The 22,207-nt window shown below is 65.1% G+C and carries 25 protein-coding genes; 14 read left to right on the top strand and 11 right to left on the bottom strand.

Going from position 1 to position 22,207, the window contains the following annotated elements; translation table 11 throughout:
• Nucleotides 1-91: 91 nt before the first annotated feature.
• The gene (locus tag CH281_RS02350) at nucleotides 92-2,287 is read right to left on the bottom strand and encodes an HNH endonuclease signature motif containing protein (protein WP_094692744.1); all 2,196 of its coding nucleotides are present in this window, start codon (nucleotides 2,285-2,287) and stop codon (nucleotides 92-94) included.
• Between the two features lie 75 nt (nucleotides 2,288-2,362).
• Between CH281_RS02350 and CH281_RS02345 the strand changes: the two genes are divergently transcribed.
• The gene (locus tag CH281_RS02345) at nucleotides 2,363-2,875 is read left to right on the top strand and encodes a GNAT family N-acetyltransferase (RefSeq protein WP_027498192.1); all 513 of its coding nucleotides are present in this window, start codon (nucleotides 2,363-2,365) and stop codon (nucleotides 2,873-2,875) included.
• Here CH281_RS02345 and CH281_RS02340 read toward each other — a convergent pair.
• The 3 genes from CH281_RS02340 to CH281_RS02330 all read right to left on the bottom strand — a co-directional run bounded on the left by CH281_RS02340 (nucleotide 2,865) and on the right by CH281_RS02330 (nucleotide 4,844).
• A complete protein-coding gene (locus CH281_RS02340; protein WP_051365264.1) occupies nucleotides 2,865-3,812 on the bottom strand; it encodes a CPBP family intramembrane glutamic endopeptidase in 948 nt (315 codons plus the stop codon). The two genes, CH281_RS02345 and CH281_RS02340, sit on opposite strands and share 11 nt — an antisense overlap.
• A gap of 104 nt (nucleotides 3,813-3,916) precedes the next feature.
• The gene (locus CH281_RS02335; protein ID WP_027498194.1) at nucleotides 3,917-4,168 is read right to left on the bottom strand and encodes a hypothetical protein; all 252 of its coding nucleotides are present in this window, start codon (nucleotides 4,166-4,168) and stop codon (nucleotides 3,917-3,919) included.
• A 34-nt stretch (nucleotides 4,169-4,202) separates the two neighbouring features.
• Nucleotides 4,203-4,844, bottom strand: coding sequence for a GAP family protein (locus CH281_RS02330; protein WP_161631823.1), 642 nt, complete (start codon nucleotides 4,842-4,844; stop codon nucleotides 4,203-4,205).
• A 66-nt stretch (nucleotides 4,845-4,910) separates the two neighbouring features.
• Between CH281_RS02330 and CH281_RS02325 the strand changes: the two genes are divergently transcribed.
• Nucleotides 4,911-5,516, top strand: a complete 606-nt coding sequence (locus CH281_RS02325; RefSeq protein WP_027498196.1) for a TetR/AcrR family transcriptional regulator — start codon at nucleotides 4,911-4,913, stop codon at nucleotides 5,514-5,516.
• Here the strand turns inward: CH281_RS02325 and CH281_RS02320 are convergent.
• Nucleotides 5,495-6,673, bottom strand: coding sequence for an MFS transporter (locus tag CH281_RS02320; RefSeq protein ID WP_179274083.1), 1,179 nt, complete (start codon nucleotides 6,671-6,673; stop codon nucleotides 5,495-5,497). The two genes, CH281_RS02325 and CH281_RS02320, sit on opposite strands and share 22 nt — an antisense overlap.
• 89 nt (nucleotides 6,674-6,762) lie before the next feature.
• Between CH281_RS02320 and CH281_RS02315 the strand changes: the two genes are divergently transcribed.
• Both CH281_RS02315 and CH281_RS02310 read left to right on the top strand, forming a co-directional pair.
• A complete protein-coding gene (locus CH281_RS02315) occupies nucleotides 6,763-7,305 on the top strand; it encodes a GtrA family protein (protein ID WP_027498197.1) in 543 nt (180 codons plus the stop codon).
• Entirely contained in the window at nucleotides 7,292-7,825 is a 534-nt protein-coding gene (locus tag CH281_RS02310; protein WP_027498198.1) for a SixA phosphatase family protein, read from the top strand. Before CH281_RS02315 ends, CH281_RS02310 begins: the two co-directional genes overlap by 14 nt.
• 6 nt (nucleotides 7,826-7,831) lie before the next feature.
• On the opposite strand, the gene CH281_RS02305 is transcribed toward CH281_RS02310, so the two are convergent.
• Nucleotides 7,832-8,032, bottom strand: a complete 201-nt coding sequence (locus CH281_RS02305) for a membrane protein (protein WP_027498199.1) — start codon at nucleotides 8,030-8,032, stop codon at nucleotides 7,832-7,834.
• A gap of 157 nt (nucleotides 8,033-8,189) precedes the next feature.
• On the opposite strand from CH281_RS02305, the gene CH281_RS02300 reads away from it, so the two are divergent.
• Genes CH281_RS02300 through CH281_RS02290 form a run of 3 tightly spaced genes read left to right on the top strand, consistent with a single transcriptional unit; the run spans nucleotide 8,190 to nucleotide 10,707 of the window.
• Entirely contained in the window at nucleotides 8,190-8,768 is a 579-nt protein-coding gene (locus tag CH281_RS02300) for a hypothetical protein (protein ID WP_094643967.1), read from the top strand.
• The gene (locus CH281_RS02295) at nucleotides 8,768-10,054 is read left to right on the top strand and encodes a sensor histidine kinase (protein ID WP_080729144.1); all 1,287 of its coding nucleotides are present in this window, start codon (nucleotides 8,768-8,770) and stop codon (nucleotides 10,052-10,054) included. Before CH281_RS02300 ends, CH281_RS02295 begins: the two co-directional genes overlap by 1 nt.
• Nucleotides 10,051-10,707: a response regulator transcription factor gene (locus tag CH281_RS02290; RefSeq protein WP_027498200.1), complete on the top strand. Its 657-nt coding sequence runs from the start codon at nucleotides 10,051-10,053 to the stop codon at nucleotides 10,705-10,707. Before CH281_RS02295 ends, CH281_RS02290 begins: the two co-directional genes overlap by 4 nt.
• A gap of 13 nt (nucleotides 10,708-10,720) precedes the next feature.
• Here the strand turns inward: CH281_RS02290 and CH281_RS02285 are convergent, their stop codons facing one another.
• Nucleotides 10,721-12,058, bottom strand: coding sequence for an NAD(P)/FAD-dependent oxidoreductase (locus CH281_RS02285; protein WP_032369892.1), 1,338 nt, complete (start codon nucleotides 12,056-12,058; stop codon nucleotides 10,721-10,723).
• Between the two features lie 131 nt (nucleotides 12,059-12,189).
• Here CH281_RS02285 and CH281_RS02280 point away from each other — a divergent pair, with 131 nt between their 5' ends.
• Nucleotides 12,190-13,107: a LysR substrate-binding domain-containing protein gene (locus tag CH281_RS02280; protein ID WP_032399467.1), complete on the top strand. Its 918-nt coding sequence runs from the start codon at nucleotides 12,190-12,192 to the stop codon at nucleotides 13,105-13,107.
• Here the strand turns inward: CH281_RS02280 and CH281_RS02275 are convergent.
• On the bottom strand, nucleotides 13,083-14,081 hold the full coding sequence (locus CH281_RS02275; RefSeq protein ID WP_094692740.1) for an MsnO8 family LLM class oxidoreductase: 999 nt from the start codon (nucleotides 14,079-14,081) through the stop codon (nucleotides 13,083-13,085). The two genes, CH281_RS02280 and CH281_RS02275, sit on opposite strands and share 25 nt — an antisense overlap.
• A 64-nt stretch (nucleotides 14,082-14,145) precedes the next feature.
• Here CH281_RS02275 and CH281_RS02270 point away from each other — a divergent pair, with 64 nt between their 5' ends.
• Nucleotides 14,146-14,520, top strand: coding sequence for a VOC family protein (locus CH281_RS02270; RefSeq protein ID WP_032375389.1), 375 nt, complete (start codon nucleotides 14,146-14,148; stop codon nucleotides 14,518-14,520).
• On the opposite strand, the gene CH281_RS02265 is transcribed toward CH281_RS02270, so the two are convergent.
• Nucleotides 14,517-15,467 carry an endonuclease/exonuclease/phosphatase family protein gene (locus tag CH281_RS02265; RefSeq protein WP_094692738.1) on the bottom strand — a complete coding sequence of 317 codons (951 nt, stop codon included), beginning with the start codon at nucleotides 15,465-15,467 and terminating at the stop codon, nucleotides 14,517-14,519. The two genes, CH281_RS02270 and CH281_RS02265, sit on opposite strands and share 4 nt — an antisense overlap.
• 136 nt (nucleotides 15,468-15,603) lie before the next feature.
• Here CH281_RS02265 and CH281_RS02260 point away from each other — a divergent pair, with 136 nt between their 5' ends.
• Together CH281_RS02260 and CH281_RS02255 are read left to right on the top strand one after the other, a co-directional pair.
• Entirely contained in the window at nucleotides 15,604-17,244 is a 1,641-nt protein-coding gene (locus tag CH281_RS02260; RefSeq protein ID WP_094692736.1) for a GMC oxidoreductase, read from the top strand.
• A gap of 23 nt (nucleotides 17,245-17,267) precedes the next feature.
• Nucleotides 17,268-17,834: a GNAT family N-acetyltransferase gene (locus CH281_RS02255; RefSeq protein WP_094692734.1), complete on the top strand. Its 567-nt coding sequence runs from the start codon at nucleotides 17,268-17,270 to the stop codon at nucleotides 17,832-17,834.
• A gap of 17 nt (nucleotides 17,835-17,851) precedes the next feature.
• On the opposite strand, the gene CH281_RS02250 is transcribed toward CH281_RS02255, so the two are convergent.
• Nucleotides 17,852-19,471: an alkaline phosphatase D family protein gene (locus tag CH281_RS02250; RefSeq protein WP_094692732.1), complete on the bottom strand. Its 1,620-nt coding sequence runs from the start codon at nucleotides 19,469-19,471 to the stop codon at nucleotides 17,852-17,854.
• Between the two features lie 119 nt (nucleotides 19,472-19,590).
• Here CH281_RS02250 and CH281_RS02245 point away from each other — a divergent pair, with 119 nt between their 5' ends.
• Together CH281_RS02245 and CH281_RS02240 are read left to right on the top strand one after the other, a co-directional pair.
• A complete protein-coding gene (locus CH281_RS02245; protein ID WP_032369714.1) occupies nucleotides 19,591-20,013 on the top strand; it encodes a VOC family protein in 423 nt (140 codons plus the stop codon).
• 26 nt (nucleotides 20,014-20,039) lie between these two features.
• Nucleotides 20,040-20,252 (top strand): hypothetical protein, encoded by a 213-nt coding sequence (locus CH281_RS02240; protein WP_143544751.1) that lies wholly within the window; start codon nucleotides 20,040-20,042, stop codon nucleotides 20,250-20,252.
• 52 nt (nucleotides 20,253-20,304) lie between these two features.
• Here the strand turns inward: CH281_RS02240 and soxR are convergent, their stop codons facing one another.
• On the bottom strand, nucleotides 20,305-20,742 hold the full coding sequence (soxR, locus tag CH281_RS02235; protein WP_174557295.1) for a redox-sensitive transcriptional activator SoxR: 438 nt from the start codon (nucleotides 20,740-20,742) through the stop codon (nucleotides 20,305-20,307).
• A 67-nt stretch (nucleotides 20,743-20,809) separates the two neighbouring features.
• Between soxR and CH281_RS02230 the strand changes: the two genes are divergently transcribed.
• Nucleotides 20,810-22,195: an MFS transporter gene (locus CH281_RS02230; protein ID WP_094692728.1), complete on the top strand. Its 1,386-nt coding sequence runs from the start codon at nucleotides 20,810-20,812 to the stop codon at nucleotides 22,193-22,195.
• The last annotated feature ends 12 nt before the right edge of the window (nucleotides 22,196-22,207 follow it).

Here is a 22,207-nt window from a genome sequence, read left to right as displayed (position 1 = left end):
AGGGGCGATCACCTGCCCCAGATACTTGAACGGCGTTCAAGGTAGCAGGTGCGTGGCCCTGACCACCTATCGGGCACCGCCAGTCCCGGCGTCAGAAGGGCGCGGGATCGTATCGACTCCAGTCCTGTCGTATGCGTGCGTGTACAACGCGGCAATGCTCGAGATAGGCCCGCCTCTTCTCTGCGAGCCTCTTCCTTGCCGAGTCCGTCGAGGCAGCACGGAAGTCCGCGAGCGTCGGGGGTGCAGACCCGCTGTAGTCGAGTTCCCATCGGGTGGGTTCGGACAGGGACGTCACCTTCCCTGAAGACCGCTTCCGACGTCGGCTGCGACCCGCGTGCGATCCGATCGAAAAGTCCGGCAACGTGATCGAGCGCAACCCGAGCGAGTTCGACCACAGAATTACCCCTCCGGCCACCATCGCCGCCGACCACGTTTTCGAGGTCTTCGCCTGATGATGGAACACGCACACCGGTTGAAGATTGGTCACGATGGTCCAACCTCCCCGCCGCGGATCGTCTTTGTCGAACGGCACCAGATGATCGATCTGACACCGCGCCGACGGCACGTCGCAACGGGGGAACGTGCACGTGCGATACGCCGCCCGAACGACAGCAGCGACGCGGGCACTGGGTCGATAGGTCACCGCAGCCTGAGACGGACTGCGCTCCCCGCCGTGGCCGTCGGGAAAGATGCCCCGAGCACGCTCGGGCTTCTCGGCAATCCATGCGAGCCACCGCGCGACCAGCCCATCGCGGACAGACTCCTCCCCCAGCACAGGGGCTGCGGGTGAATTCGCGCAGTCACCTGCCCCGCGTATCGACGGAAGCTCGCCGGCAGCGCGCACGCGCCCGATGACCACCACTCGACGTAGCAACGAACCGGTCGACAACCGCACGCCTGGGTCCTGACCGCTACCCGGGTGCTTACCGCTGCCCGGGTCTCGACCGCTGCACTCACCGCGCTGCGAGCCTCCAACGCCGTCCGGGCCTCTTCCGCGACGGTCGTCCCGGTCGCCGCCGTCTGGACCCGCGTCGTCGTCGGGACCGGCATCGCCGTCGGGACCGCCATCGCCGTCAGGACCGGAATCGCCGTCAGGGCCGGACTTGCCATCAGGATTCACGTCGTTCGGGTCACCGCCATCCGGCCCTCTGCCAGACGGTCCTCCACCTTTCGGGTTATCGCCCTCAGGTCCGTCGTAGCCCTCGTCGTCGTCGCCGCACTCACCGCCCTCAGGGCCGTCGTCGCCCTCGCCCTCGTCGCCCTCACCGTCGTCGCCGTCGTCGCCGTCGTCGTCGTCGTCGTCGTCGTCGTCGTCGGAACTGTTTCCCTCGGGTTTGAGCATGTCGACCAACTCGGTCAGCATGGCCTGCCATTTCGCGTCGGTGGCGACGATGCGCGCCACCTCCGGATCGATGGGCGTCCCGTCCGCCAAGGACGCGGGATCCGAGGACAGTCCCAGCAGCGTCTCCACCGCCACCACGATCTGAAGGAGATGCCCGCGCCGAGGAGGGAGATCATCGGTACCACCCGCAACCGGGCAGTCGTCGCCCAGATCGCACTGACAGGCCAGCGAATGTTCGCCGTGTAGCAACGCCATCAGTCCCGCCGCCCGCAGCATCCCCGTCGACCGCGGATCGTCCTTGCAGACAGTCCCCACAATCTCGACGATGAGCGCGTCCGCTTCGGCCGCCTCGAGATGCGTGATTTTCGCGATGAGCGACGAAATACCGCCGGGACCGGTGCGGTCGATCCGCACTCCGACTTCCTCCGACTTCGCGGTCTCGCGAGCCTGCGCAGCGCCGTCCGGATCGGCCCTCATCCACAACCGCCAGATTCGGTTCCGCAAGGCCTGCGGACGCATTCGGCCCCCTGCGGCGCAGACCTCGTATTCGATTGTCGAGATGGTCTCGTCACTGGCGCGATGCAACACCGAGGTGATGGTGACCACCGTCGACCAGTCGAAGCTGCCGGTCACGAAACGCAAGGCCGTCAACGGCATTCGATGTAAACGCTCGGCGACATCGTGCATCACCGACGCATCGCGACGCGTGCCGGTCATCGTCACGGCCAAGTCGCACAAAGCGCCGCGAACGGTCTCGCCAGGGTCCCCACCGTCGGATTCGGCAGCCTCCAACCGCATTTCGAGCACGTCGCAGTACGCCAGGACGGTCCCCGCCCGGGCAAGATTCTCCTGGACACGGCTGAGCGCGATGACATCGAGAAACCCCGCAATACAGTCATCGACCGACGGCGTCTCCACCGCTCCCCACCCCCCGGTATCGAACATGTATTCGATAGTACGAGAGGGGTCCGACAAGAAAATTCGATTCGGTCACCGAGTTCGGGCCGGTATAACGGCACCATGCGCAGCTACTCGATTCGTGACATCCGGCCCGGCGACGAGCAGCAGATCGGTACAGCACACGTTGCGATCTGGAAGGCAACGTATGCGGGAATGATCAACGGTGCGAAGTTGGATGCGATGAGGCCCGCGCACCGCATCGAACGGTGGCAGCAGATCATCGCCCATCGCGACGAGTCGTCGGCGCGTGGAGTTCGCACCCGATGTGCAGTCGACGTTGGCGACTCACGCATTGTCGGCTTCGCGACCGGAGGACCCCCGCGCGACGAAAATCCGCCTGCACACAGGGAATTGTGGTCGTTGAACGTTCTGCCCGAACACCACGGCACCGGCATTGCACTGGCGTTGATGAACGACGCACTAGGTGAGGACACTCCCGCTGCGTATCTGTGGGTGGCCGCCGCCAACGAGCGCGCGATCGCCTTCTATCGCAAGAACGGGTTCGAGCTGGACGGCGAAGCCCGCTTCGACCCGACGTGGGAATGCCACGAGGCGCGCATGGTCAGGGCTTGACGGGTGGTTCGTTTCTGGATCGGTCGGAGTTCGCGTTCTCGGGATTCAGCACGACGTCGGTCACCACAGGCGTCGTGTCGACAGCCCGATCGTTGGAACGGACAGCCACCGTGTTCGGCAGGAACGCATCGAGGGCGCGGGGCGTGATCCACCACAGCAGGGCCGCGAACAGGATCAAAATGTTGATCCACTGCAGCACCGTCGCCGAATTGTCGGACGGAATCACCCGGTCGAAGACCTGGATGTTCATCACGAATCCATGAATGAGGATCAGCACCCACAATCGCCGATATCGGTAATACACCCACACCGCCGCCGCGCCCCATATGGCTGCCCACAGGAATCCGCCGCCGCCGAAATACAGGTACAGGAAGCCCCGCAACGTTGCCGACAACCCCATGATCGCCCAGATCGGCATCCTGCCCACCAACAGCAGAACCGGCAGAGCCACCAGAATCGGCTCCTCCCTCAGACCGACAGCGAGCGCGGAAACGACTGCAAGCCAATCCGATTCGACAGAGGCAGGGATAGAGAACCCGAACCGGACGATATTCAGTCGCGACAATACGAGCACTATCGCCGACGCCGCGCCGATCGCAGCACACCAAGTCAACGCAGCCTCGCGCGCGGAGCCATGCCGCAGAGGCAGCACCGCCGGCAAAGTCCGTCGCCGCGCGAGATGCACCGCGCCGATCGCGATCGCCCCCACAACGACCTGCAGTGCGCCGACCGCGAGATCGGTCCACTGATCGTGCATCGTGAGGATCGGTGCCGGCGCATGCGGCTCACGAAAACGCCACAGCGCACCCACCAAGCCGATGAAATACACGACGACCCACCCGACCACCAGAGCCGCAACCATCACGGCGGTACCGGCAGCGGTCAGACCACGCCGAGGCGAGCGAGCACGAAGACCCGCGTCGACACCGGTCGTCACCAGACCACCACCATTCCGCTCGATACAGATCGCCGAACAGCTTGTTTATCACGCCTCGGCCGAGAAATCAGTATGGTCCCGGCGATACGAACCGGCGGTGCCACTCACGGCCGGGTGTCACGGTCGGACTCATCGCTCGAATCTTTCGTGCCGACGATGTCGTCTCGCAGTTCCGCGAGCAGCCCCTTCCTCGGGGTGCCGCGACGCGATTCCCATACGTCGACCATCGCGAGCACCACCAGAACACAGCCGATCGGGCCGCCCTGGAACCAGGAGAACTGCAGGTCCCAGAAGAACAGCGCCAGCACAGCTCCGACGACGATCACGACGATGCTGCCCGCCTCTCGTACCTTCATCGCTTCCCTTTCATCGATTCGGACCACAACCAGGTCAGACCAGATTCAGTTCGATCGCCGCATTCGCGGCCAGTAGCGCGCCCACCACGATCGACACCGTTGCCGCTACGTCGCCGGTCCAACGGTCCACGCGCCGCACCAGCGGTCGCGTGACCGACGAAATACGCTCCTGCGCAACCACTCCGACAGCCAGCAGGACGAGGGCAGGCGACAGCATCACAAGCACGTAGGCCGCCAGAATCGACACCGAGGACAACCGCCCCAGGTCCGCATCTCCCACGATGGCAACTGCCGAAAAGTAGGGCAGCATCGTCGCCACCTCCACCGCGCCCACAGCGACCGCGAGCAGAACAACCCCGCGAACACTTCCCGGGGGCCGCGTCCACCACGCACTGCTGGGGACTCGACGCCGACGGTCGCAGACCACCCCCACGAGCAGGACTACAACACCCACCGCCAACCGAATCCACGCGTCACCAGGAATCGCCACCCTCAGGCCGTCGGAGGCCGCCCAGACGGCGATACCGACCCCGAGGTACAGCAGCCCCAATACACACAGATGGAGCAGAACGACACCTGCCCGAAACGACGGCCGCAGCATCATCCACAACGGAACTGCAAGTGTCCCGACTCCGATGCTGTCCACCAGCGCAAGCCCGGCGAGCTTAAATAACACAGCTGTACCGTAACACGGTTTCAGCACAGTCGTGTCGAAAAAACGCTCTCGTGCTAGAACAGACCGATGCCGAAGATCGTCGACCACGACGCACGCCGAGCGGAGATCGTCGCCGCCGTGTGGCGCGTCATCGAACGAGCAGGAATGAACGGGGCGACGGTACGCAGCGTCGCTGCCGAAGCCGGCGTCTCCCCTGGATCACTGCGGTACTACTTCTCCGATCAAGGAGAACTTGTCCTCTTCGCGGCCGAGGCCATGACGCAACGCGTCGTACATCGGTTGGAGGAACATCCGGCCGGCGGTGACGGCCTGGTTCGCGCGATCCGAGTCCTCGAGGAATTACTGCCACTCGACGAGGACCGCCGCGCCGAGGCATCGGTGTGGCTGGAAGCGCTCGTGCGTGCCAGATTCGACGAGCGACTAGCCGCCCTCAAGACGGCCGGGTGGTTCGGCAGCCGTTACCTCTGTCGGCTCGCGTGGGCGCACCTGCACGATCTCGATCGACCGAACTCCCCCGCATTCACATTCGACAGCACCGTCGACGAATATGCCGCGGCCGAACTGCATACCTACATCGACGGACTGACATTGCAGGCGGTGACGTATCCCGAGCAACTCACGGCCGACGAGGTACGTCGGTTGTTGCGCACTTATCTGGAGCCGCAGTCCTGAACCGAGTCCACGGGAAATTTGCGGCCGTAGAGCCACCCGATCACGGCGACCACGACGCCCGCGGCAGCGATCGCGGCCAATACCGACCCGAAGCCCGATGCCTCGACGACCCGCCCGACCACCAACGGTGCCAGCAGAAATCCGGCACGCGAGATAAGCGACACGGTCGAGATCGCCGCAGCCGACGAGACGCCGGGAAGCCGTCCGGCCAGGCTGAACACGATGGGAAACAGCGGACTCGAACCCAGGCCGGCGACCGCGAATGCAGCGATGACCAGTACAGGCACGTCGACGGCGAGCACCGACAGCCCCGCGATGCCCGCAAATGCGACCGCAACCAGCGCTGCGCCACCCGTCAGTACCGACGACGGTCCGAACCGATCGACGATCCGGTCACCCACCAGGCGTCCCACCAACATGGCCACCGAGAACGCGACGAACGCCAGACCGGCAGCGCCAGGACCGGCACCCTGCTCGGCCGCCATGTACACCGCGCTCCAGGACTGCGGGAAATCCTCCATCAGGCCGGCCAGCAGAACCACCGCGCCGAGCATGGCCAGCGCCGCAATCGGCCGGCCGACGGCCGGCTGAGGAGTTGGGCCGTCGGCGGACTCATCCGGCCGCGCATCCGGACCCAACAGACCCCGGCCGACCGCCGAGAGCGCAAGAACCAGCACCACGGCGACGCAGGCGAAGTGCACTGCGACCGGAAGGCGAGCACCCGCGGCCGCAGAACCCGTCACTCCGCCCACCACAGCCCCGACGCTCCACGCGGCATGAAAGCCACTGAGCAGAGACCGACCGGCCCGCTCCTCGACGAGAACTCCCTGGGCGTTCATGGAAATGTCCATCACCGCGTCGGCCCCGCCGAGCAGGACCAGAGCTGCCAGCAGCGTCCACCACGACACCGCCACAGCGGGGAGCACGAACGCACCGCACAACAAGAGTCCCGACGCGAGAACAGCCCACCGACTGCCGAATCGGTGGACCAGCAGGGCGGCAACGGGTGCTGCGGCAAGCCCGCCGACACCGACCCCGGCGAGAGCAAGACCCAGCGTGGCTACATCGATGGACAACGAGTTCTGGATCTCGGGAATGCGGGGTGCCCAGTTGGCGAACACCGCGCCGTTGACGAAGAATACGATCAGAACGGACAAGCGAGCACTGGTTTTCGGGCGGCCCATAGTGCCGCGAGCCTATCGTTGATGGGACTACCCAACCCGTTACTCGAGGTAACGTCGATGGGATGCATGTGTCCGACCGCCTCACCGACCACGTTCCCGAGCGTTGGCTCGCGCCCCTCGTCAAGCACGCCGAGGCTCTGAAGTTCCTCATCGTCGGAGCAATCACTTTCGTCGTCACCGTCGTGCTGTTCTTCGGCTTGAAGTGGACGATCCTGCAGGACAAGCCGGTGACAGCCAATGTTCTGGCTGTGCTGATAGCGACGATCGTGTCGTACGTTCTCAACCGGGAATGGTCGTTCACTGCCCGCGGCGGACGACGTCGCCATCACGAAGCAGCGCTGTTCTTCGCCGTCGCCGGGACCGGTCTGGCCATCAACCAATTGCCGCTCTGGGTGTCGAGTTACGTGCTGGATCTGCGCGCTCCCAACGTGTCTTTCATCACCGAGAACATCGCGGACTTCGTCAGCGGATCCATCGTCGGCACCCTGCTCGCCACCGCCTTCCGGTGGTGGGCAATGCGGAAGTTCGTTTTCCCCGAGCCGGTGAACGTCGTTCCCGACGAGGTTGCCCTGACCGTTTACGGTGGACGGCATGGCGACCACTAGGACCCTCGTGCTGATGCGGCACGGAAAATCCGGCTACCCCGACGGCGTGCCCGACCACGAGCGGCCACTGGCTCCACGCGGCCAACGGGAAGCAGGACTGGCGGGAGCCTGGATCACCGAGCACGTCGGCGTCGTAGACGCCGTGTTGTGCTCGACGGCTCTGCGGACTCGCGAGACCTTGGCCGCCACCGGCCTCGGCGATGCACCCACCCGCTTCGAGCGAGACATCTACGGTGGTTCGGCCGACGAAATCATCGACGAAATCAAACTGGCGGACACCTACTTCGACGACGTGACCGTCTCGACACTGTTGGTCGTCGGGCACGAGCCCGGAATTCCGTGGACGGCACTCGAACTGGCCGTCGACGACGACACCGACGTGGCCCGCGAAGTGCGACACCGCTTCCCCACCTCGGCGATCGCTGTGCTGACCACCGAATGCAGCTGGGCCGAGCTGGCAGCGAGTACCGCCACGATCACCGAATTCTGCATCCCCCGCGCCGATTCCGACGGCGCGTAGACCCGACTAACGGTTCCGGAGATACAGGTAGCCGGCACCGCCTGCGGCGATCAGCAGAATCAGCGCGGCGGGAAATCCGAGAAGCCACCACACCACCGCGAGCACCACCAATGCAGGTGCGGCGGCAATCAATGCAATACCGGGATTCTCGCGAACCGTTTCCAGCGCGGACTGTGCATGGACTCTGTCGATCTTCTTGCCTGCCATCGTCGACTCCCTTTTCGTGTCCCGTATGCGTAATTTCCACAGTAGCGCGGCCTACTACGACTTTCGGTGGACTGCCGCGTCGTACGTCGGTAGGAATCACCAGCTACGACGCCTCGGCGGGATACCGCATCAGAGTCGACTCGCGTGAGATCGGCCCATGGACAATCCAATTCTGCTCACCATCGCCGTCTGCGAAGTCGGTTTCTGGGTACTGGTCCTCGGCGGCCTGTGCTTGCGCTACCTGGCTAGGATGCGGCGAGCCAGCACCGTCGTGCTGGCTCTGCTTCCGGTCCTCGACCTCGTCCTCGTCGCTGCCGTCGCCGTCGACTTGCATCGCGGCGGGGAGGTCGAGTTCGCTCACCGTCTCGCCGGTATCTACCTCGGTTGGACCCTCGTGTTCGCACACTCCACTGTGGCCTGGCTGGACGTGCGCTTCGCCCACAGGTTTGCGGGTGGACCGGCACCGTCCACGCCACCCAAGACCGGACCGCAGGCCTACCGCAACGAGATCCGAGGATTCGCGAAATGGCTGTGCGCTGCCGCGATAGCACTGGCTATCACCTACGTGCTGGCAGCCACCGTGGCAGACTCGGAGCAGGCAGCAGCGTTGAAAACAGTGGTGCAACCGCTCGGCGTCATCACGTTCTTCTGGTTCGTCACCGGACCGCTGTGGGTGGTGGGAACCAAGAGCCATGGGCGCTCGAAAGATACTGCAGGAGAACGGAGTCGACGCTGATGATGGGCAGGTCCCGGATACCGAACACGTTCCGCCCTTCCTGGCGGCCCCGTAATCCGGTGGTCCTGCCCGTCGAGATGCTGCTGGCCACCGTCGTCTACGCCGCATTCCAACTCTCGACGGGCATGGTCGGCGACACCAGAGACGAACTCGTCGAGAGCCCGGCCCTGATCACGGTAAGTGTCGTCGCAGTACTGGCGATGACAGCGGCGACCTGCGTCCGCCGGACCTACCCTGTCTTCTCGTACTCGGCTGTGGTCGCGATCAGCGTGGCACTCATCCTCGTATTACCCGAGCGCACTTTGGGTTTCACTCCCCTGTACTGGTTCGCCATCGCCGCGTTGGCAATTCGCGTGAGCGGCCCGCGACTCTTCGTTCCCCTCGGCGCAGGATTGATACTGGAGATCCTGGTCAGCGTCGATACACGCCTGTCCTTTCCCGACGCCGCAGCCGGACCTGGCGGCAGCGTCGGAGTGGTGGCCGAACAGATCGCCAACCTGGCCATCAACTACACGGTGCTCATCGCGCTGGGTAAATACATCGCACGTGGCCGGGCCCAGGAACTGGAGAGCGAGGCGGCACTGGGGCGGGCCGAATCGGCGCACCGGGAACGCCTGGAGACAGCTCTGGACAACGAGCGGCGCACCATGGCACGCGAATTGCACGACGTCGCAGCCCATCACCTCACCGGCATGCTCATCCAGGCCAAGGCTTCGAAGACTCTCATCACGAGCGACCCCGAGCAGGCACGCGAACTACTCACCGGCGCAATCGGACACGGTCAACGCACCCTCGACAGTCTCCGCCAAATTGTCGGCATCCTGCGCCCGACCGACAATGACGGCGGCGCACCACAGCCCATGATCTCCGATATCACCGACCTCGTCGAACAGTCTCGAATGTCGTTCGCCTCCATCGACTTCGAGGTCACCGGCGACGCAGCCCGCATGGACAGCGCGGTGCAGTTGACGTGCTTTCGCATCGTGCAGGAGTCACTGTCCAATGCTCGACGCCACGCGCCCGGTTGCGCCGCGCTGGTCCAGGTCAGCACTGGAGCCTCGAATATCGAGGTGACCGTTTCCAACACGATTGCCTCCCCCACCTCCGGTCATGACGATTCCTCGGGTCAGGGATTCGGCATTCCCGGCATGCGGGAGCGAGCAGCCCTGTTCGGCGGGACGCTGGAAGCCGGGCCGAATGAGCTCGCCGACGGCAGAGGCTGGGTGGTGCGCGCGCAACTACCGGTCGACGGCAAAATCTCGCGTCCCGACGGGGTATCGGCATGATCAGAGTACTGATCGTCGATGATCAACCCGTGGTTCGGCAGGGATTCGAGCTGTTCCTGGCCGGCAACTCCGCCATCGAGGTCGTCGGACACGCCTCGTCGGGACGTCATGCCGTTCAACAGGTCTCGACGCTGCAGCCCGACGTCGTACTGATGGACATTCGGATGCCGAACGGCGACGGACTCACCGCGACACGGGAAATCCTGGCGCGATTCGACGATGTTCGCATCATCGTCGTCACCACCTTCGATCTCGACGAGTACGTGTTCGCCGCACTCGACAGCGGTGCATCCGGATTCCTGCTCAAGGATGCCGATCCGGACGAGCTCGCCGACGCCGTGACGACCGTCGCCGCCGGCGGAGCGGCCCTGTCGCCGCGCGTCACTCCGCGGTTGATGGCGGAGTTCGCGCGACGCGGGGCACCACAGCGATCGGCGAGAAGCACTGCCCCACAACACGACCTGAGTCTCCGGGAGATGGAGGTGGTGCAATTGCTCGCGACAGGGCTGGGCAACAGCGAGATCGCCCGATCACTGCGACTCGAGCAGAGTACGGTCAAGACCCACATCGGCAACATCTGCCGCAAGCTCGAGGTCAGCACCCGAGTGCACGTGGTGATCTGGGCCTACCGCAACGGTCTGGTGAGCAGCTAGCTCTATCCGAATCCTAAGCCGCCGAACGTTCCTCGTCGTCAGATGTCTCGCTGTCCGATGTCTCGTCGGCAAGTTCCAGCATCGACCCGGATTTGTCGGTGTACTGGAAGTGCGGTCGCTTGTCGCCGATGTACGACGTCATCCACGACACCACTGCAACGTAACGATTGCGGAAGCCCACCAGGTACATCAGGTGCACCGCGAGCCACATCAACCAAGCGATCGGTCCGGACATGTCGACCTTGCCGAACAGTCGAGCCACCGCACTGAATCGGCCCACGATCGACATGCTGCCCTTGTCGACATACTTGAACGGCGTTCCCGCGTCGACCTTTCCGATGATCGTCTTGGCTACGTGGCGACCCTGCTGCATCGCGACCGGCGACTGTCCCGGCAGCTTGTGCAGCGAGGTCACGTCGCCGATCGCGTAGATGTCCTTCGCGGTACCGACGGTGAGGTCGTCGTGCACGAGCAACCGGCCGGCCCGATCGGTCTCGCACCCGGTGCGCTCGGCGATCGTCGCCGCCAGCTCACTGGCCTGAACGCCGGCCGACCAGATCACGGTCTTGGCCGGGTAGGTGCGCGAGGTCTTCGTGTCGACGTCCTGCACGGTCACGACGTCGTCGGCGATATCGGTCACCATGGCACCGGTGACGACGTCGACGCCCGACTTCTCGAGCTTGGTGCGGGCATAGGCACTGAGCTTGCCGCCGAAAGCGGGGAGTACTTCTTTCACACCGTCGACGAGGGTGACCGTGACGTCGTCGGGTCCGATATCGGGGAACGAGCCTGCGAAGTAGCGGTGCGCGAGATCCCGGATCTGGCCGGCCAGTTCGACGCCGGTCGCGCCTGCACCGACGACCACGAAGCTGAGCAGCTCCTTGCGTACGTCGAGATCGGTGGTCTGGTGCGCCTTTTCGTAGCAGCTCAGAATCTGCTCACGCAGGGCGATTGCGTCGTCGACGGTCTTGAGCGCAAAGGTGCGGTCCTTGAACTCGTCGCGGCCGAAGTAGGCCTGAGTGGCTCCGGTTGCGACGATCAGGCGACCGAAACCGATGGTGTGGCGTTCGCCGCCACCGACGTAGGTGACCTGATGGCTCTCGGGGTCGACGTCGACCACTCGGCCCAGACGCACATCGGCTGAGTCGTACTGCGCGAGAATGCGCCGGATCGGCGGGGCGATCTCGCCTGTCGAGATCATCCCGGTGGCTGCCTGGTAGAGCAGCGGCTGGAACAGGTGCTCGGTGGTGCTGGAGATCAGAGAGAACGTCACACCGGCCTTGCCCAGAGCCTTGGCCGCGGCCAACGCTCCGAATCCCGAACCCACGATGACGACGTCGTACGTTTTCACAGCACTTCCCTTTCCGAGCACACATTTCTTGTAGATCGAAGAACTACCTCCATGAAACTCCGCCGTTCCTGCGCTATCAACGCGAAAGTTGAAATAGCATCCATGAGCAGAACTCATGAATGGAGGTCGGCGTGGAGCTGCGGCAACTGAAGTACTTCCTCGCGGTCGGGGAAGAACTCAACTTCTCCCGTGCCGCCGAGCGGTGCTACGTCTCGCAATCGGCGATCAGTCTGCAGATCTCCAAGCTCGAACGCGAGATCGGTGAGCCGCTGTTCGAGCGCACCTCACGCACAGTCCGATTGACAGTCGTCGGAGCACAATTGGTGTCCATCGCCCGCCACATGGTGGAGCTCGAACAGGCAGCGTTGGCGCTCACGACCAGGCGTCGAAACCAACTCCGCCTCACCGGAAACATGACGTTCGCCGCGAACGCCATCTCCGCAATCGTCGCGGTACGCGAACGCCATCCCGACGCCGAGATCGACTTCGTTCTCAAACGATTCGCAGAACAGATCGAAGCGGTGACATCGGGCGACTGCCAGGTGGCACTGATCCGCGGCAGCGTCGAACGCTCCGGTCTGCACGTCACCGAACTGTGGACCGAGGACCTCGTCGTCGTCCTCGCAGAGGGCCATCCCCTGGCCGGGGAACCCAACCCGAGCCTGAGCCAGCTCGCCGAATACCCACTGCTGCTGCCCAAACGAAGCGAGCAGATCCTGTTGCACCGCGTCATCGAACGCGAGATGAAACGCAGTGGGCTTCCACTGACCTTCGGTCCGCCGGTGGCGTCCGATCACACCGCGAGCGCTGAACTGCTCAACCACCCGCAATGTTGGTCGATCCTCTACGCCAGCACGGCCGAGAGCACACCCAAAACCGGCCTGGTGTTTCGCACCGAGGCCGACCGTCGGCTGCGACTACCCGTCTCGGCAGTGGTCGACGCGACCGTGCCGGCCACCGACATTCAACGCGATCTGGTTGCCGCGCTGGCCGATACGGCACCGGCCCAGCCCACAGCTCCGGTTCAAGAAACAGCGGCGGAGAGCTGAGCGAAAGCGGCGTCCGCGGCGAACAGTTCGGCCCGGTCGAACGTCGACGTGGAGGCCATGACCTCGTCCGCGCCGGTGCGCTCGATCAGCTCGTCGAGCCGGGGCCGGACCTGCTCGGCCGTGCCGAGGATGGTTGCATCCAACGAGGATTCGATCCGATCTCGGGTGCGCGGCGTCCACCGCGTTTCGTCGATCGACGATGCGGGTTCGAGCGCCGGAAATTCGCCCTCGCGCCGCGATCGCGCCATCGCCCATGCCTCCGGGAGTGCGAGACGGCGCGCGTCTGCCGCGTCCGCGGCGATCGTCACATCGAGCGAGACGATCACGTACGGCTCCGACAGTTGCGAACTCGGCCGAAAGTGCTTGCGATACAGCCCCAATGGGTCGTCCCCGCGCAGTACCGGGCCACCGACGACCACCGGCAGCCCGGCGCGGGCGGCGACCTCGAGACCGGCACCGGTCGCGAGCACGAACATCGGCGGCGGCGCGGTTGCCGGCCGCGCGGTCACAGGACCGGACCCGTCGAGATACGACCGCAGTTCGGCGACGTCGGCCTCGAACGTATCCGGGGCGTCACGGTCTCGACGCAGGGCAGCGCGCACCGGCTCGGTGAACCCGAGCGACCGCCCGACGCCCAGGTCTACCCGACCCGGAAACAGCGACTCCAGCATCAGAAACTGCTCGGCCACGATCAGCGGTTGATGGTTCGGCAGCATCACCCCGCCGGATCCGACGCGAATGTGCGAGGTCTGCGACGCCACCGCCGCTGCGAGAACTGCAGGCGCGCCCGAAGCGATGCCGGGTACCGCATGATGCTCGGCCACCCAGAACCGGTGCAGCCCGAGCTTTTCGGCGTGCACGCCGCGTTCGACGGTGTGACGGAGCGCCGCGGCGTCGTCGACGCCTGCCCTCGTGCGGGATCGGTCGAGCAGTGAGAAGAACACATCAGCTGCAACCGGCGAGGCGTCGGGCATATTTCTCGGAACGACCTGCTCATCGCGGACCGAATATGTCCGCAATGGGGCTCATCATTGCTTCATGACTCTCACCATGAAGATCGAACTCATCACCGTCCCTGTCACCGACGTCGACCGCGCCAAGGAGTTCTACACCTCGATCGGGTTCGATGCCGACCACGACGCACGCCCGTGGGAAGGCATTCGGTACGTCCAACTCACCCCTCCGGGGTCGGCGTGCTCCATCGCCATCGGCGAGGGCATCACCGACGCCGAACCCGGTGCCGGCGCAGGCATTCTGATGGTCGTCGACAGTGCCCAGGAGGCTTACGACCACCTCACCGCGGTGGGCCTGACCGTCGAGCAGCCGAAGGACGAGGGCTGGGGAACATTCGTGTACTTCGCGGACCCCGACGGCAACAAGTGGTCGCTGCAGCAGTTGCCGGCCCAGCCCTAGTTCGGAAAGCCCTGGTTCGGTAAGAAAGCCAATCGCGCCAGGATGCCGCGGTGGTCGGAGCCGGGGACGGTCACGGCCTCGACCGAACGAACTCCCATGTCTGCCACCAGAACATGGTCGATGGCAATGACCGGCGGGTGCCAGGTGTGCGCCGGATACGTCCTGAGCATGCCGGCTCCCGTGGCCACCGCGGCGTCGACGAATCGGCCGTCCTGCAGATCGCGGTAGCGCCGGTGGTCCTGCGTTGCATTGAAGTCCCCGGCCACCACGACAGGTCCGTCGTCGGCCGGGATCTTGGCCAACAGCTGCCGAAGCAGCCCGAGCTCACGTACCCATTCGGACGGCTCCCGCGGCCACGGCGGAACAGGATGCACCGCGAACACCAGCGGCCGACCCGGCATCTGCACCCGAGCCGACAGCAGTTCGGTCACGAAGCCGTCGTGCCGCTGCTCGTCGGCGAGAGGAAATCGGCTGTAGATGCCGGTTCCGTTGCCTCCGGGTCCGGCGCTGACGTGGGCGTGCGGTAACAGCTCGGACAGCCTGGGTCGAAGACTCGCATCGGCCTCGGGCGTCAGCTCGACGAGAGTGAGCACATCCGGCCGATGGTGCTCGACGAGCGCGATCAACGCATCCGGATCAGCCTGGCCCAGCCAGATGTTGGCGTGCAACACCGTCAGGTCCGAGTCGCTCGGCCTTGAGGCGACCCGGCGGTAGCGGAGCCGGAACTGGGTCGCGACCGCCGCGGCAGAGACCGCCGATCCTGCCGCCAGCCCCCACCCACCGAAGGCCACACCTGCCAACACGGTTCCGGGCACAGCCGCGAGCATGAGGACATGTGCCAAAGCCGCAGCGACCGCCATCGGCTGCCCACGTCCGTCGAACAGGTGCGCGACGACCCCCGTGACCGCCACGACGAGCAGTAATACAGCCACCGATGCCGACACCATGAGCGGAGTCTGGCAGGCAAACCTGAGGCCGAGCTGGGAGCCGTCCCGAAATACGACCGGACCGTTGGCTTTCTTGTCGCAAACACGACAGAATCGGGGGCGCTGTCCGCGAGGTGTCCGAGGGGGAAGTACTGCCGTGAATAGAAGGCAACTGTTGCGGTTGGCCGCTGCCGGAATGCTCGGCGCCGCTGCAGCCCCGGTCCTGAGTTCGACCGGACTGCCCGGATCCCCCGTCGCCGGCGCTCTGCCGATCGGAGCAGACCGCATCCGGTCGCTGGTACCCGAACTGTTCGCCGACCCTCCCCGGCCACCGGACCACTCGCCCGTCATCGTCATCGGTTCCGGCTTCGGAGCCAGCGCCGCCGCCCTACGCATGGCCCAGGCCGGCACCGCGGTGACCGTTCTCGAGCGCGGACTGCGCTGGCCGCGCGACCCCTGGCGCGAAATCTTCACGGCGGACATGACGGCCGACGGCCGCGGACTGTGGCAGCAGAACTCGTTCACCAACATCACCGGTCTCCCCGTCGGACCGGTCGATCTCTTCGGTGGCGTCCTCGACACCACCCGCTACGAGAACCTCTCGGTCTGGCGCGGCGCGGCCGTCGGCGGCGGCTCCGTTGTGTACACCGGCGTCACCATCGCACCGAACAAGAAATTCTTCGACCTCTCGTTCGGCGGACGCCTGAACTACGACGAGATGGCAGCCACCTGGTATCCCAAGGCCCGTTCCATGCTCCGGCCGTCGGCGATGCCCGAGGACGTCTACAACAGCCCCAACTTCGCTCACTCACGAACCTGGGACGATCACGCCCGCCGTGCAGGCTTCCGCCCCGAAGCAGTCGACGGCAACTGGAACTGGAACGTCGTGCGCGACGAGATCGCCGGCCGCTCCCGGCCGTCCGCGACCGTCGGGGAAAGCACTTTCGGTAACTCCAACGGTGCCAAGCACGACCTGACCCAGAATTACATCCCCCAAGCCGAAGCCACCGGTAACGCGACGGTGTGCCACAGCCACCGCGTCGCAGCGATCGGCAGCGAATCCGGCGGCCGCTACCGCGTCGACATCGAACGCCTCGACCCGTTCGGCAACATCGTCGAGACCCGGACACTCACGTGCGACACCCTCGTCCTCGGGGCCGGATCCATCGGTACCACCGAACTGTTGATGCGCGCACGCACCACCGGCGCATTGTCGAACCTCAACGAATTCGTCGGCACCGGCTGGGGCACCAACGGCGACGCCTCGATGACCAGGTCCCTCGGACCGATGTCTGCCGGACCACAGGCTGCACCCTGCGCATCCCGCATCATCGACGACTCCGGACTGCCCCTGACCGTCGAGAACTGGTACACCCCAGGCGTTCCCGTGAACATGGGCTTCCTCGGCTCACTCGGCATGACCATCGACCCGTTGCGGGGAAACTTCGGATTCGATTCCGCCGCAAACAGATTGACCCTCAACTGGCCCAGGGGTGGCAGCCGAGACACCGTCGAAGCCCTACGCGCAGTGCAGAATCGAATGGCGCAGGCCGGCGGCACCATCGTCGCCGCCGAACCGTTCACCCGCGATGTCGACGACACCTTCACCGCGCACCCCCTGGGCGGCGCAGTACTCGGCGACGCCACCGACGATTACGGTCGCGTCAAGGGCCACCCCGGGCTCTACGTCGTCGACGGTGCCCTGATCCCGGGCAGCACCGGTGCCGCCAACCCGTCACTGACCATCACCGCACTCGCCGAACGCAACGTCGCACAGATCATCGCCGACGGGCGCTGAGCCGTCTTTCCAGAGGTTTACCCATGCACCATCCCGCCACCCGACTTGCCGAAAATCACGATCTGCTGCCTGCGGCCGACACACTGCGCGACGCATTTGCCGACTACCCATGGACGCGATGGGTGATCCCGGCCGAGGACTACCTGGCCACGCTGCGGGAACTCCAGCAGCTGTACCTACGACACGCGCATCGACACGGAATCGTATTGCTCACCGCCGACTACGCCGGGGTCGCTGCACTACTGCCCGCAGATGCCCCTCCGCCCGATGACGAATCCATCGCGCGGATCATCGAGCTACACGGAGATCGGATCGACCGACTGTCCTCCAGCGACGCAGCACCGGGGTCATGGACACTGGAAACGCTCGGCGTGCAACCGCATCGGCAAGGGCACGGGATCGGCGGACTACTGCTCAAGAAGGCCGTCGAGGAAGCACAGCAACGTGGTGCCTCCGGGTTGGCCTTGGACACATCGGATCTGCGCAACGTGCGCCTGTACGAGCGGGCCGGGTTCCGTGTTTCGAGCCACGCCACACCGAGTGAGGGGCCCGAGGTGTGGTCCATGATCCGAACATTCGGCACGGGATGAGCCTGCGGCACCAGGCGCTACCCCAGCTGGATCTCCGGCCGCCCCTCGGGAACGGTGACCGTCATGGCCGTGCGAACCGGCTTACCCGGCGTCGACACGGCATCGAGAACCCTTACCTCCGAACGCCATTCGGTGGGTGTCAAGGTGCTGCGCAGGTAGCCGCGACGGGCATTTCCGTACTTGACGTGGGGTGAACCGTCGGCGATCGCAGCACCGGTCTTGTCGATGTCGGCACCGTCCTTGCCCGACGCGATGGACGTGGTGGCGATCTCGACTCCCTGCAACGGCGAGACCTGATCCTGGTAGTCGCGTCGCAACTCCGAGACGATCGTCCGGTGGATGTCGCCGACGATCGACGCCACGTTCTTCGTGCCACGATCCCTGGCTCCGTCGAGAATTCGATGCCGGGACGCTTCGTAGCCGCTCCACGGATCCATGCCGACCTTGCGGTCGTTGCCCTGCCCCTGCGCGAGATCGGACATGACGGTCTGGTGCGCCAGGAAGTTCCACCTCGACGGCGACGCGAATCCGTCGAGGATCCATTGTTCCTGTGCCGCACCGGTAATGGTGCGCGCCGGATCCGCCGTCTCGGCGTCCTGCGCGTGCTCACCGTCTCCATGAGCCTGATCGCTGCGGTACTGCCGGGTGTCGAGCACCGAGAAGTCCACCAGATCACCGAACGAGAACCGGCGATAAACCTTCATGTCCGGGCCGACGGGCCGCAGGTTCGCGCGCACCGGAGTGTTCTCCCACCACGCCTTGAACGCATCGGCCCTGCGTAGCAGGAACTCTCGTGGATCGTCGTTGTCCTGGCTGATCTGCGAGGCCCAGTTGTTGTCCACCTCGTGGTCGTCGAACGTCGAGACGAACGGTGCCGACGCATGTGCCGCCGCCAGATTCTCGTCTGCCTTGTACAGGGCGTACCTATCGCGATAATCGGCCAGCACCATGGTTTCTCGGGCCGCCGACTCGGTGCGCGGCTCGCCCGCCCGCGCACCCTCGGTCTTGATCGCGTACTCGTAGATGTAGTCGCCCAGAAAGAACACCACATCGAGATTCGAGGCCGCCAGGTCCTGGTACGCACCGAAGTAGCCGTCCTCCCATTTCTGGTACGAGGCCCAGGCGAAATCGAGGGTGCTCAGCGGCTGCCCAAGTGCGGGTGCAGTTTTGGTGCGACCGACGGGACTCGCATGTGGGCCGACCATGAAACGGTAGAAATATTCGCGCGCCGGCTCGAGCCCCCGCACATCGACGTGAACGGACCAACCGTCGAATTCGGTTGCCAGCTCGACACCCTGCGCTGCGATACGACCGAACTTTTCATCGGCAGCGATCTGCCACTGGACCGGCACCACGCCGGGCGTCATGCCGCCCAGCGGGGCGAACGGATCGGTGGCGAGTCTGGTCCACAGCACCACCGAATCGGGCAACGGATCGCCGGAAGCAACACCGAGACGGAAGGGATAGTCGGGGGTGATCACGGACTGCGCACCTGCAGTCGCGGATGTCCCCGCGAGCTCGGGCGTGAAGGCCAGCGCCCCCACCAACGCACTCCACGTCAGAAACTGTCGACGAGTGGCTCCGGCCCGCAGAGAAACGTCGCGACCGATCCTGACGTCGTTACCTCGGTTCACCATTGCCCGAGACTCTCGTGCCCGGGCAAACTACATCCGTCATCGATTCGACGCAGAAATGAACACGGTAGATCCATTCGATTCAGGACGTAACCGTCCGCGATCTCGGGAATCGTCAGGGCATGACGAACATCGACCGCACAGGATCCCAGATCGACCACCTCAATATCGGCGTCGCCGATCTCGCCGCCAGTGCCGAGTTCTACGGTGCCGCTCTGGCACCGCTCGGCATCACCGAGATCATGCGCGTGCCGCACACACCCGAAGCGAACCAGCTCGCCATGGTCGCATTCGGTTGGGCGCAGGTGAAGCCCTTCTTCTGGATCGTCGACGCGCCGGGGTCGGCGATCGGCCCCCACACCCATCTCGCGTTCAGCGCACCGGACCGCACCACAGTCGACGCATTCCACGCGGCAGCACTGTCGGCGGGCGCGACCGAACTCCGGCCTCCAGGACTACAGCCGGAATACCACGCGACCTACTACGGATCCTTCGTGCGGGACCTCAACGGCATCGACCTCGAGGCCGTGTGTCACCACGGATGAACGCCCGGTCGTCATCCGAGATTAGAGTGTCGGTCATCGAGGCGATTCGAGCGCTGGTCGAGCCCTCCGAGCGTCTGACGTTCGCCGTCACCACCGAGCCCACCGCCCTGGGTGACGTTGCCCGAATCTCCTGGGCACTGTCGCCGCCCGACGCCCCCGCCGTAGTCTCGGGCCAGGACTTCGTCGTCGTGAAGGACAACCTGATCACCGAGCTGTACACGTTCATCGACCAGGCATAACCGACCAGACATAGACGGCTACCCGAAGGGCTCGCCACGGCCGACGTACGCGTCAGATGAGCCGCGCCCCGGGGCCCGCCTTGCCCAGCTCGTCGCCTGGATTGAGCAGACTGCATTTGTTCAGGGAGAGACATCCGCAGCCGATGCAGCCGGTGAGTTGCTCCTGCATCCGCGCAATCGACTGCTTCCGATCCTCCAACCGCTGGTTCCATGCAACCGAAATCTTGGCCCAGTCGCGCTTGTTCGGGGTGCGCCCCGACGGTAGGGACGCAAAGACCTCAGCCACCTCGGCAAGCGGTATTCCGAACCGCACCGCCACCTGAATCAGCGAGATCCGCCGAATCGCGTGACGGGGAAACTTTCGGACGTTGCCCGCCGTCCGCTCGGCGGGCACGAGCCCGAGAGTCTCGTAGTACCGGACCGCAGACACTGCGGCACCGGTTCTGGCCGCGACCTCCCCGATAGACAACAGTTCGTCACTGATACGGATCATGCTGCCTCCCAGCCGACACGACGAGTTGATCTCAAGTGCACTCGAGATCCTAGCCTTAAACACCATGCACTCCCCCACCCAATCCACGACCGGAACCTGGCGACAGCTGCTCGGCGCTCGCTACCTCGGCACCGCTACCGTTCTCGCCGGCGGCGTCGCGCTGTACGCCACGAACGTCTACCTGACGACCAGCCTGCTTCCCACGGCCATCGACGAGATCGGCGGCCAACGCTACTACGCTTGGACTGCAACGGTTTTCCTCGTTGCGTCCGTCATCTCCTCGATGTTGGTCAGCAAAGTTCTGGCCGCCCGCGGACCTCGCGGTGCCTACCTGATCGGCCTGACGGTCTTCGCTCTCGGCACCGTCGTGTGTGCCGTCAGCCCCACTATGGAACTCTTACTGGTGGGCCGCACAATTCAGGGCGCAGGAGGTGGCCTACTGGCCGGACTCGGCTACGCCGTCATCAATGCCGCACTGCCGCAACATCTCTGGACGCGAGGTGCGGCTCTGGTCTCGGCCATGTGGGGTGTGGGAACGTTCGCCGGACCGGCCGTCGGCGGCATATTCGCGCAATTCGGAGCCTGGCGAATGGCCTTCGGTGTGCTCGTTCTCGCAGCTCTGGCCATGGCCGCCCTCGTCCCGCGAGCACTGCCCGCCCACACCGCTGATGCCACCGAACCCAGCCCCGTACCGACACTGTCGCTGACCCTGCTCACCACAGCTGCCCTGCTGGTGAGCATCGCCGGCGTGGTCTCCAACCTCGCGATCACCGCCGCAATGGTCCTAGGAGGAGTACTCCTGCTGATCGCCTTCGTGGCCGCCGACCGTCGCGCACCGCACGGCGTGCTCCCCCCGTCGACCTTCGGCGCGTCCGCACTGAAATGGATATACCTGGCCATCGTCGTCCTCGCCGTCGCGTCCACGGTGGAGACCTTCATCCCACTGTTCGGCCAACGTCTCGCTGGATTGGCACCGCTGGCCGCCGGATTCCTCGGAGCCGCACTGGCGCTCGGGTGGACCCTCGGCGAGATACCGAGCGCGTCGGCCACCGCTCCACGCGTCGTGCGACGCATCGTCATCGCCGGCCCGATCCTCGTCGCCGCCGGATTGTGCATCGTGGCAGCGTTTCTCACCGACCAGGCAGGTCCCGGTTCGATCACCACGTGGGTAGTGGGTCTGCTCGTCGCGGGCGTCGGAATCGGGATCGCGTGGCCACACTTGGCCGTCGGTGCCATGACATCGGTCGCCGAACCGGGCGAAGGCGCACGAGCCTCGGCCGCCATCAACACTGTTCAGCTGATCGCCAACGCCTTCGGAGCAGCTCTGGCGGGTGTCCTGGTGAACCTCGGAGAACCGTCGACGCTGCGATCGGCGCAGTTGCTGCTGTTCACCTTTGCGGCGCTGGCATTCATCGGTGTTGCAGCGGCGGCGCGATCGCAGCGCGCGTAGGTCGTCGGCTGC

Source organism: Rhodococcus sp. 06-221-2 (genome assembly GCF_002258365.1).
GTDB classification, from domain to species: Bacteria; Actinomycetota; Actinomycetes; order Mycobacteriales; family Mycobacteriaceae; genus Rhodococcoides; species Rhodococcoides fascians.
Note: the sequence above shows the minus strand (reverse complement) of the source record. Positions and strands in the feature narration are given on the sequence as shown.

Excerpts from the sequence above, each read along its gene's own strand:
- CH281_RS02350 (WP_094692744.1), bottom strand. The coding sequence starts at position 2,287 with ATGTTCGATACCGGGGGGTGGGGAGCGGTGGAGACGCCGTCGGTCGAT.
- CH281_RS02345 (WP_027498192.1), top strand. The coding sequence starts at position 2,363 with ATGCGCAGCTACTCGATTCGTGACATCCGGCCCGGCGACGAGCAGCAG.
- CH281_RS02335 (WP_027498194.1), bottom strand. The coding sequence starts at position 4,168 with ATGAAGGTACGAGAGGCGGGCAGCATCGTCGTGATCGTCGTCGGAGCT.
- CH281_RS02325 (WP_027498196.1), top strand. The coding sequence starts at position 4,911 with ATGCCGAAGATCGTCGACCACGACGCACGCCGAGCGGAGATCGTCGCC.
- CH281_RS02315 (WP_027498197.1), top strand. The coding sequence starts at position 6,763 with ATGCATGTGTCCGACCGCCTCACCGACCACGTTCCCGAGCGTTGGCTC.
- CH281_RS02310 (WP_027498198.1), top strand. The coding sequence starts at position 7,292 with ATGGCGACCACTAGGACCCTCGTGCTGATGCGGCACGGAAAATCCGGC.
- CH281_RS02305 (WP_027498199.1), bottom strand. The coding sequence starts at position 8,032 with ATGGCAGGCAAGAAGATCGACAGAGTCCATGCACAGTCCGCGCTGGAA.
- CH281_RS02300 (WP_094643967.1), top strand. The coding sequence starts at position 8,190 with ATGGACAATCCAATTCTGCTCACCATCGCCGTCTGCGAAGTCGGTTTC.
- CH281_RS02295 (WP_080729144.1), top strand. The coding sequence starts at position 8,768 with ATGATGGGCAGGTCCCGGATACCGAACACGTTCCGCCCTTCCTGGCGG.
- CH281_RS02290 (WP_027498200.1), top strand. The coding sequence starts at position 10,051 with ATGATCAGAGTACTGATCGTCGATGATCAACCCGTGGTTCGGCAGGGA.
- CH281_RS02275 (WP_094692740.1), bottom strand. The coding sequence starts at position 14,081 with ATGCCCGACGCCTCGCCGGTTGCAGCTGATGTGTTCTTCTCACTGCTC.
- CH281_RS02270 (WP_032375389.1), top strand. The coding sequence starts at position 14,146 with ATGACTCTCACCATGAAGATCGAACTCATCACCGTCCCTGTCACCGAC.
- CH281_RS02265 (WP_094692738.1), bottom strand. The coding sequence starts at position 15,467 with ATGGTGTCGGCATCGGTGGCTGTATTACTGCTCGTCGTGGCGGTCACG.
- CH281_RS02255 (WP_094692734.1), top strand. The coding sequence starts at position 17,268 with ATGCACCATCCCGCCACCCGACTTGCCGAAAATCACGATCTGCTGCCT.
- CH281_RS02250 (WP_094692732.1), bottom strand. The coding sequence starts at position 19,471 with ATGGTGAACCGAGGTAACGACGTCAGGATCGGTCGCGACGTTTCTCTG.
- CH281_RS02245 (WP_032369714.1), top strand. The coding sequence starts at position 19,591 with ATGACGAACATCGACCGCACAGGATCCCAGATCGACCACCTCAATATC.
- CH281_RS02230 (WP_094692728.1), top strand. The coding sequence starts at position 20,810 with ATGCACTCCCCCACCCAATCCACGACCGGAACCTGGCGACAGCTGCTC.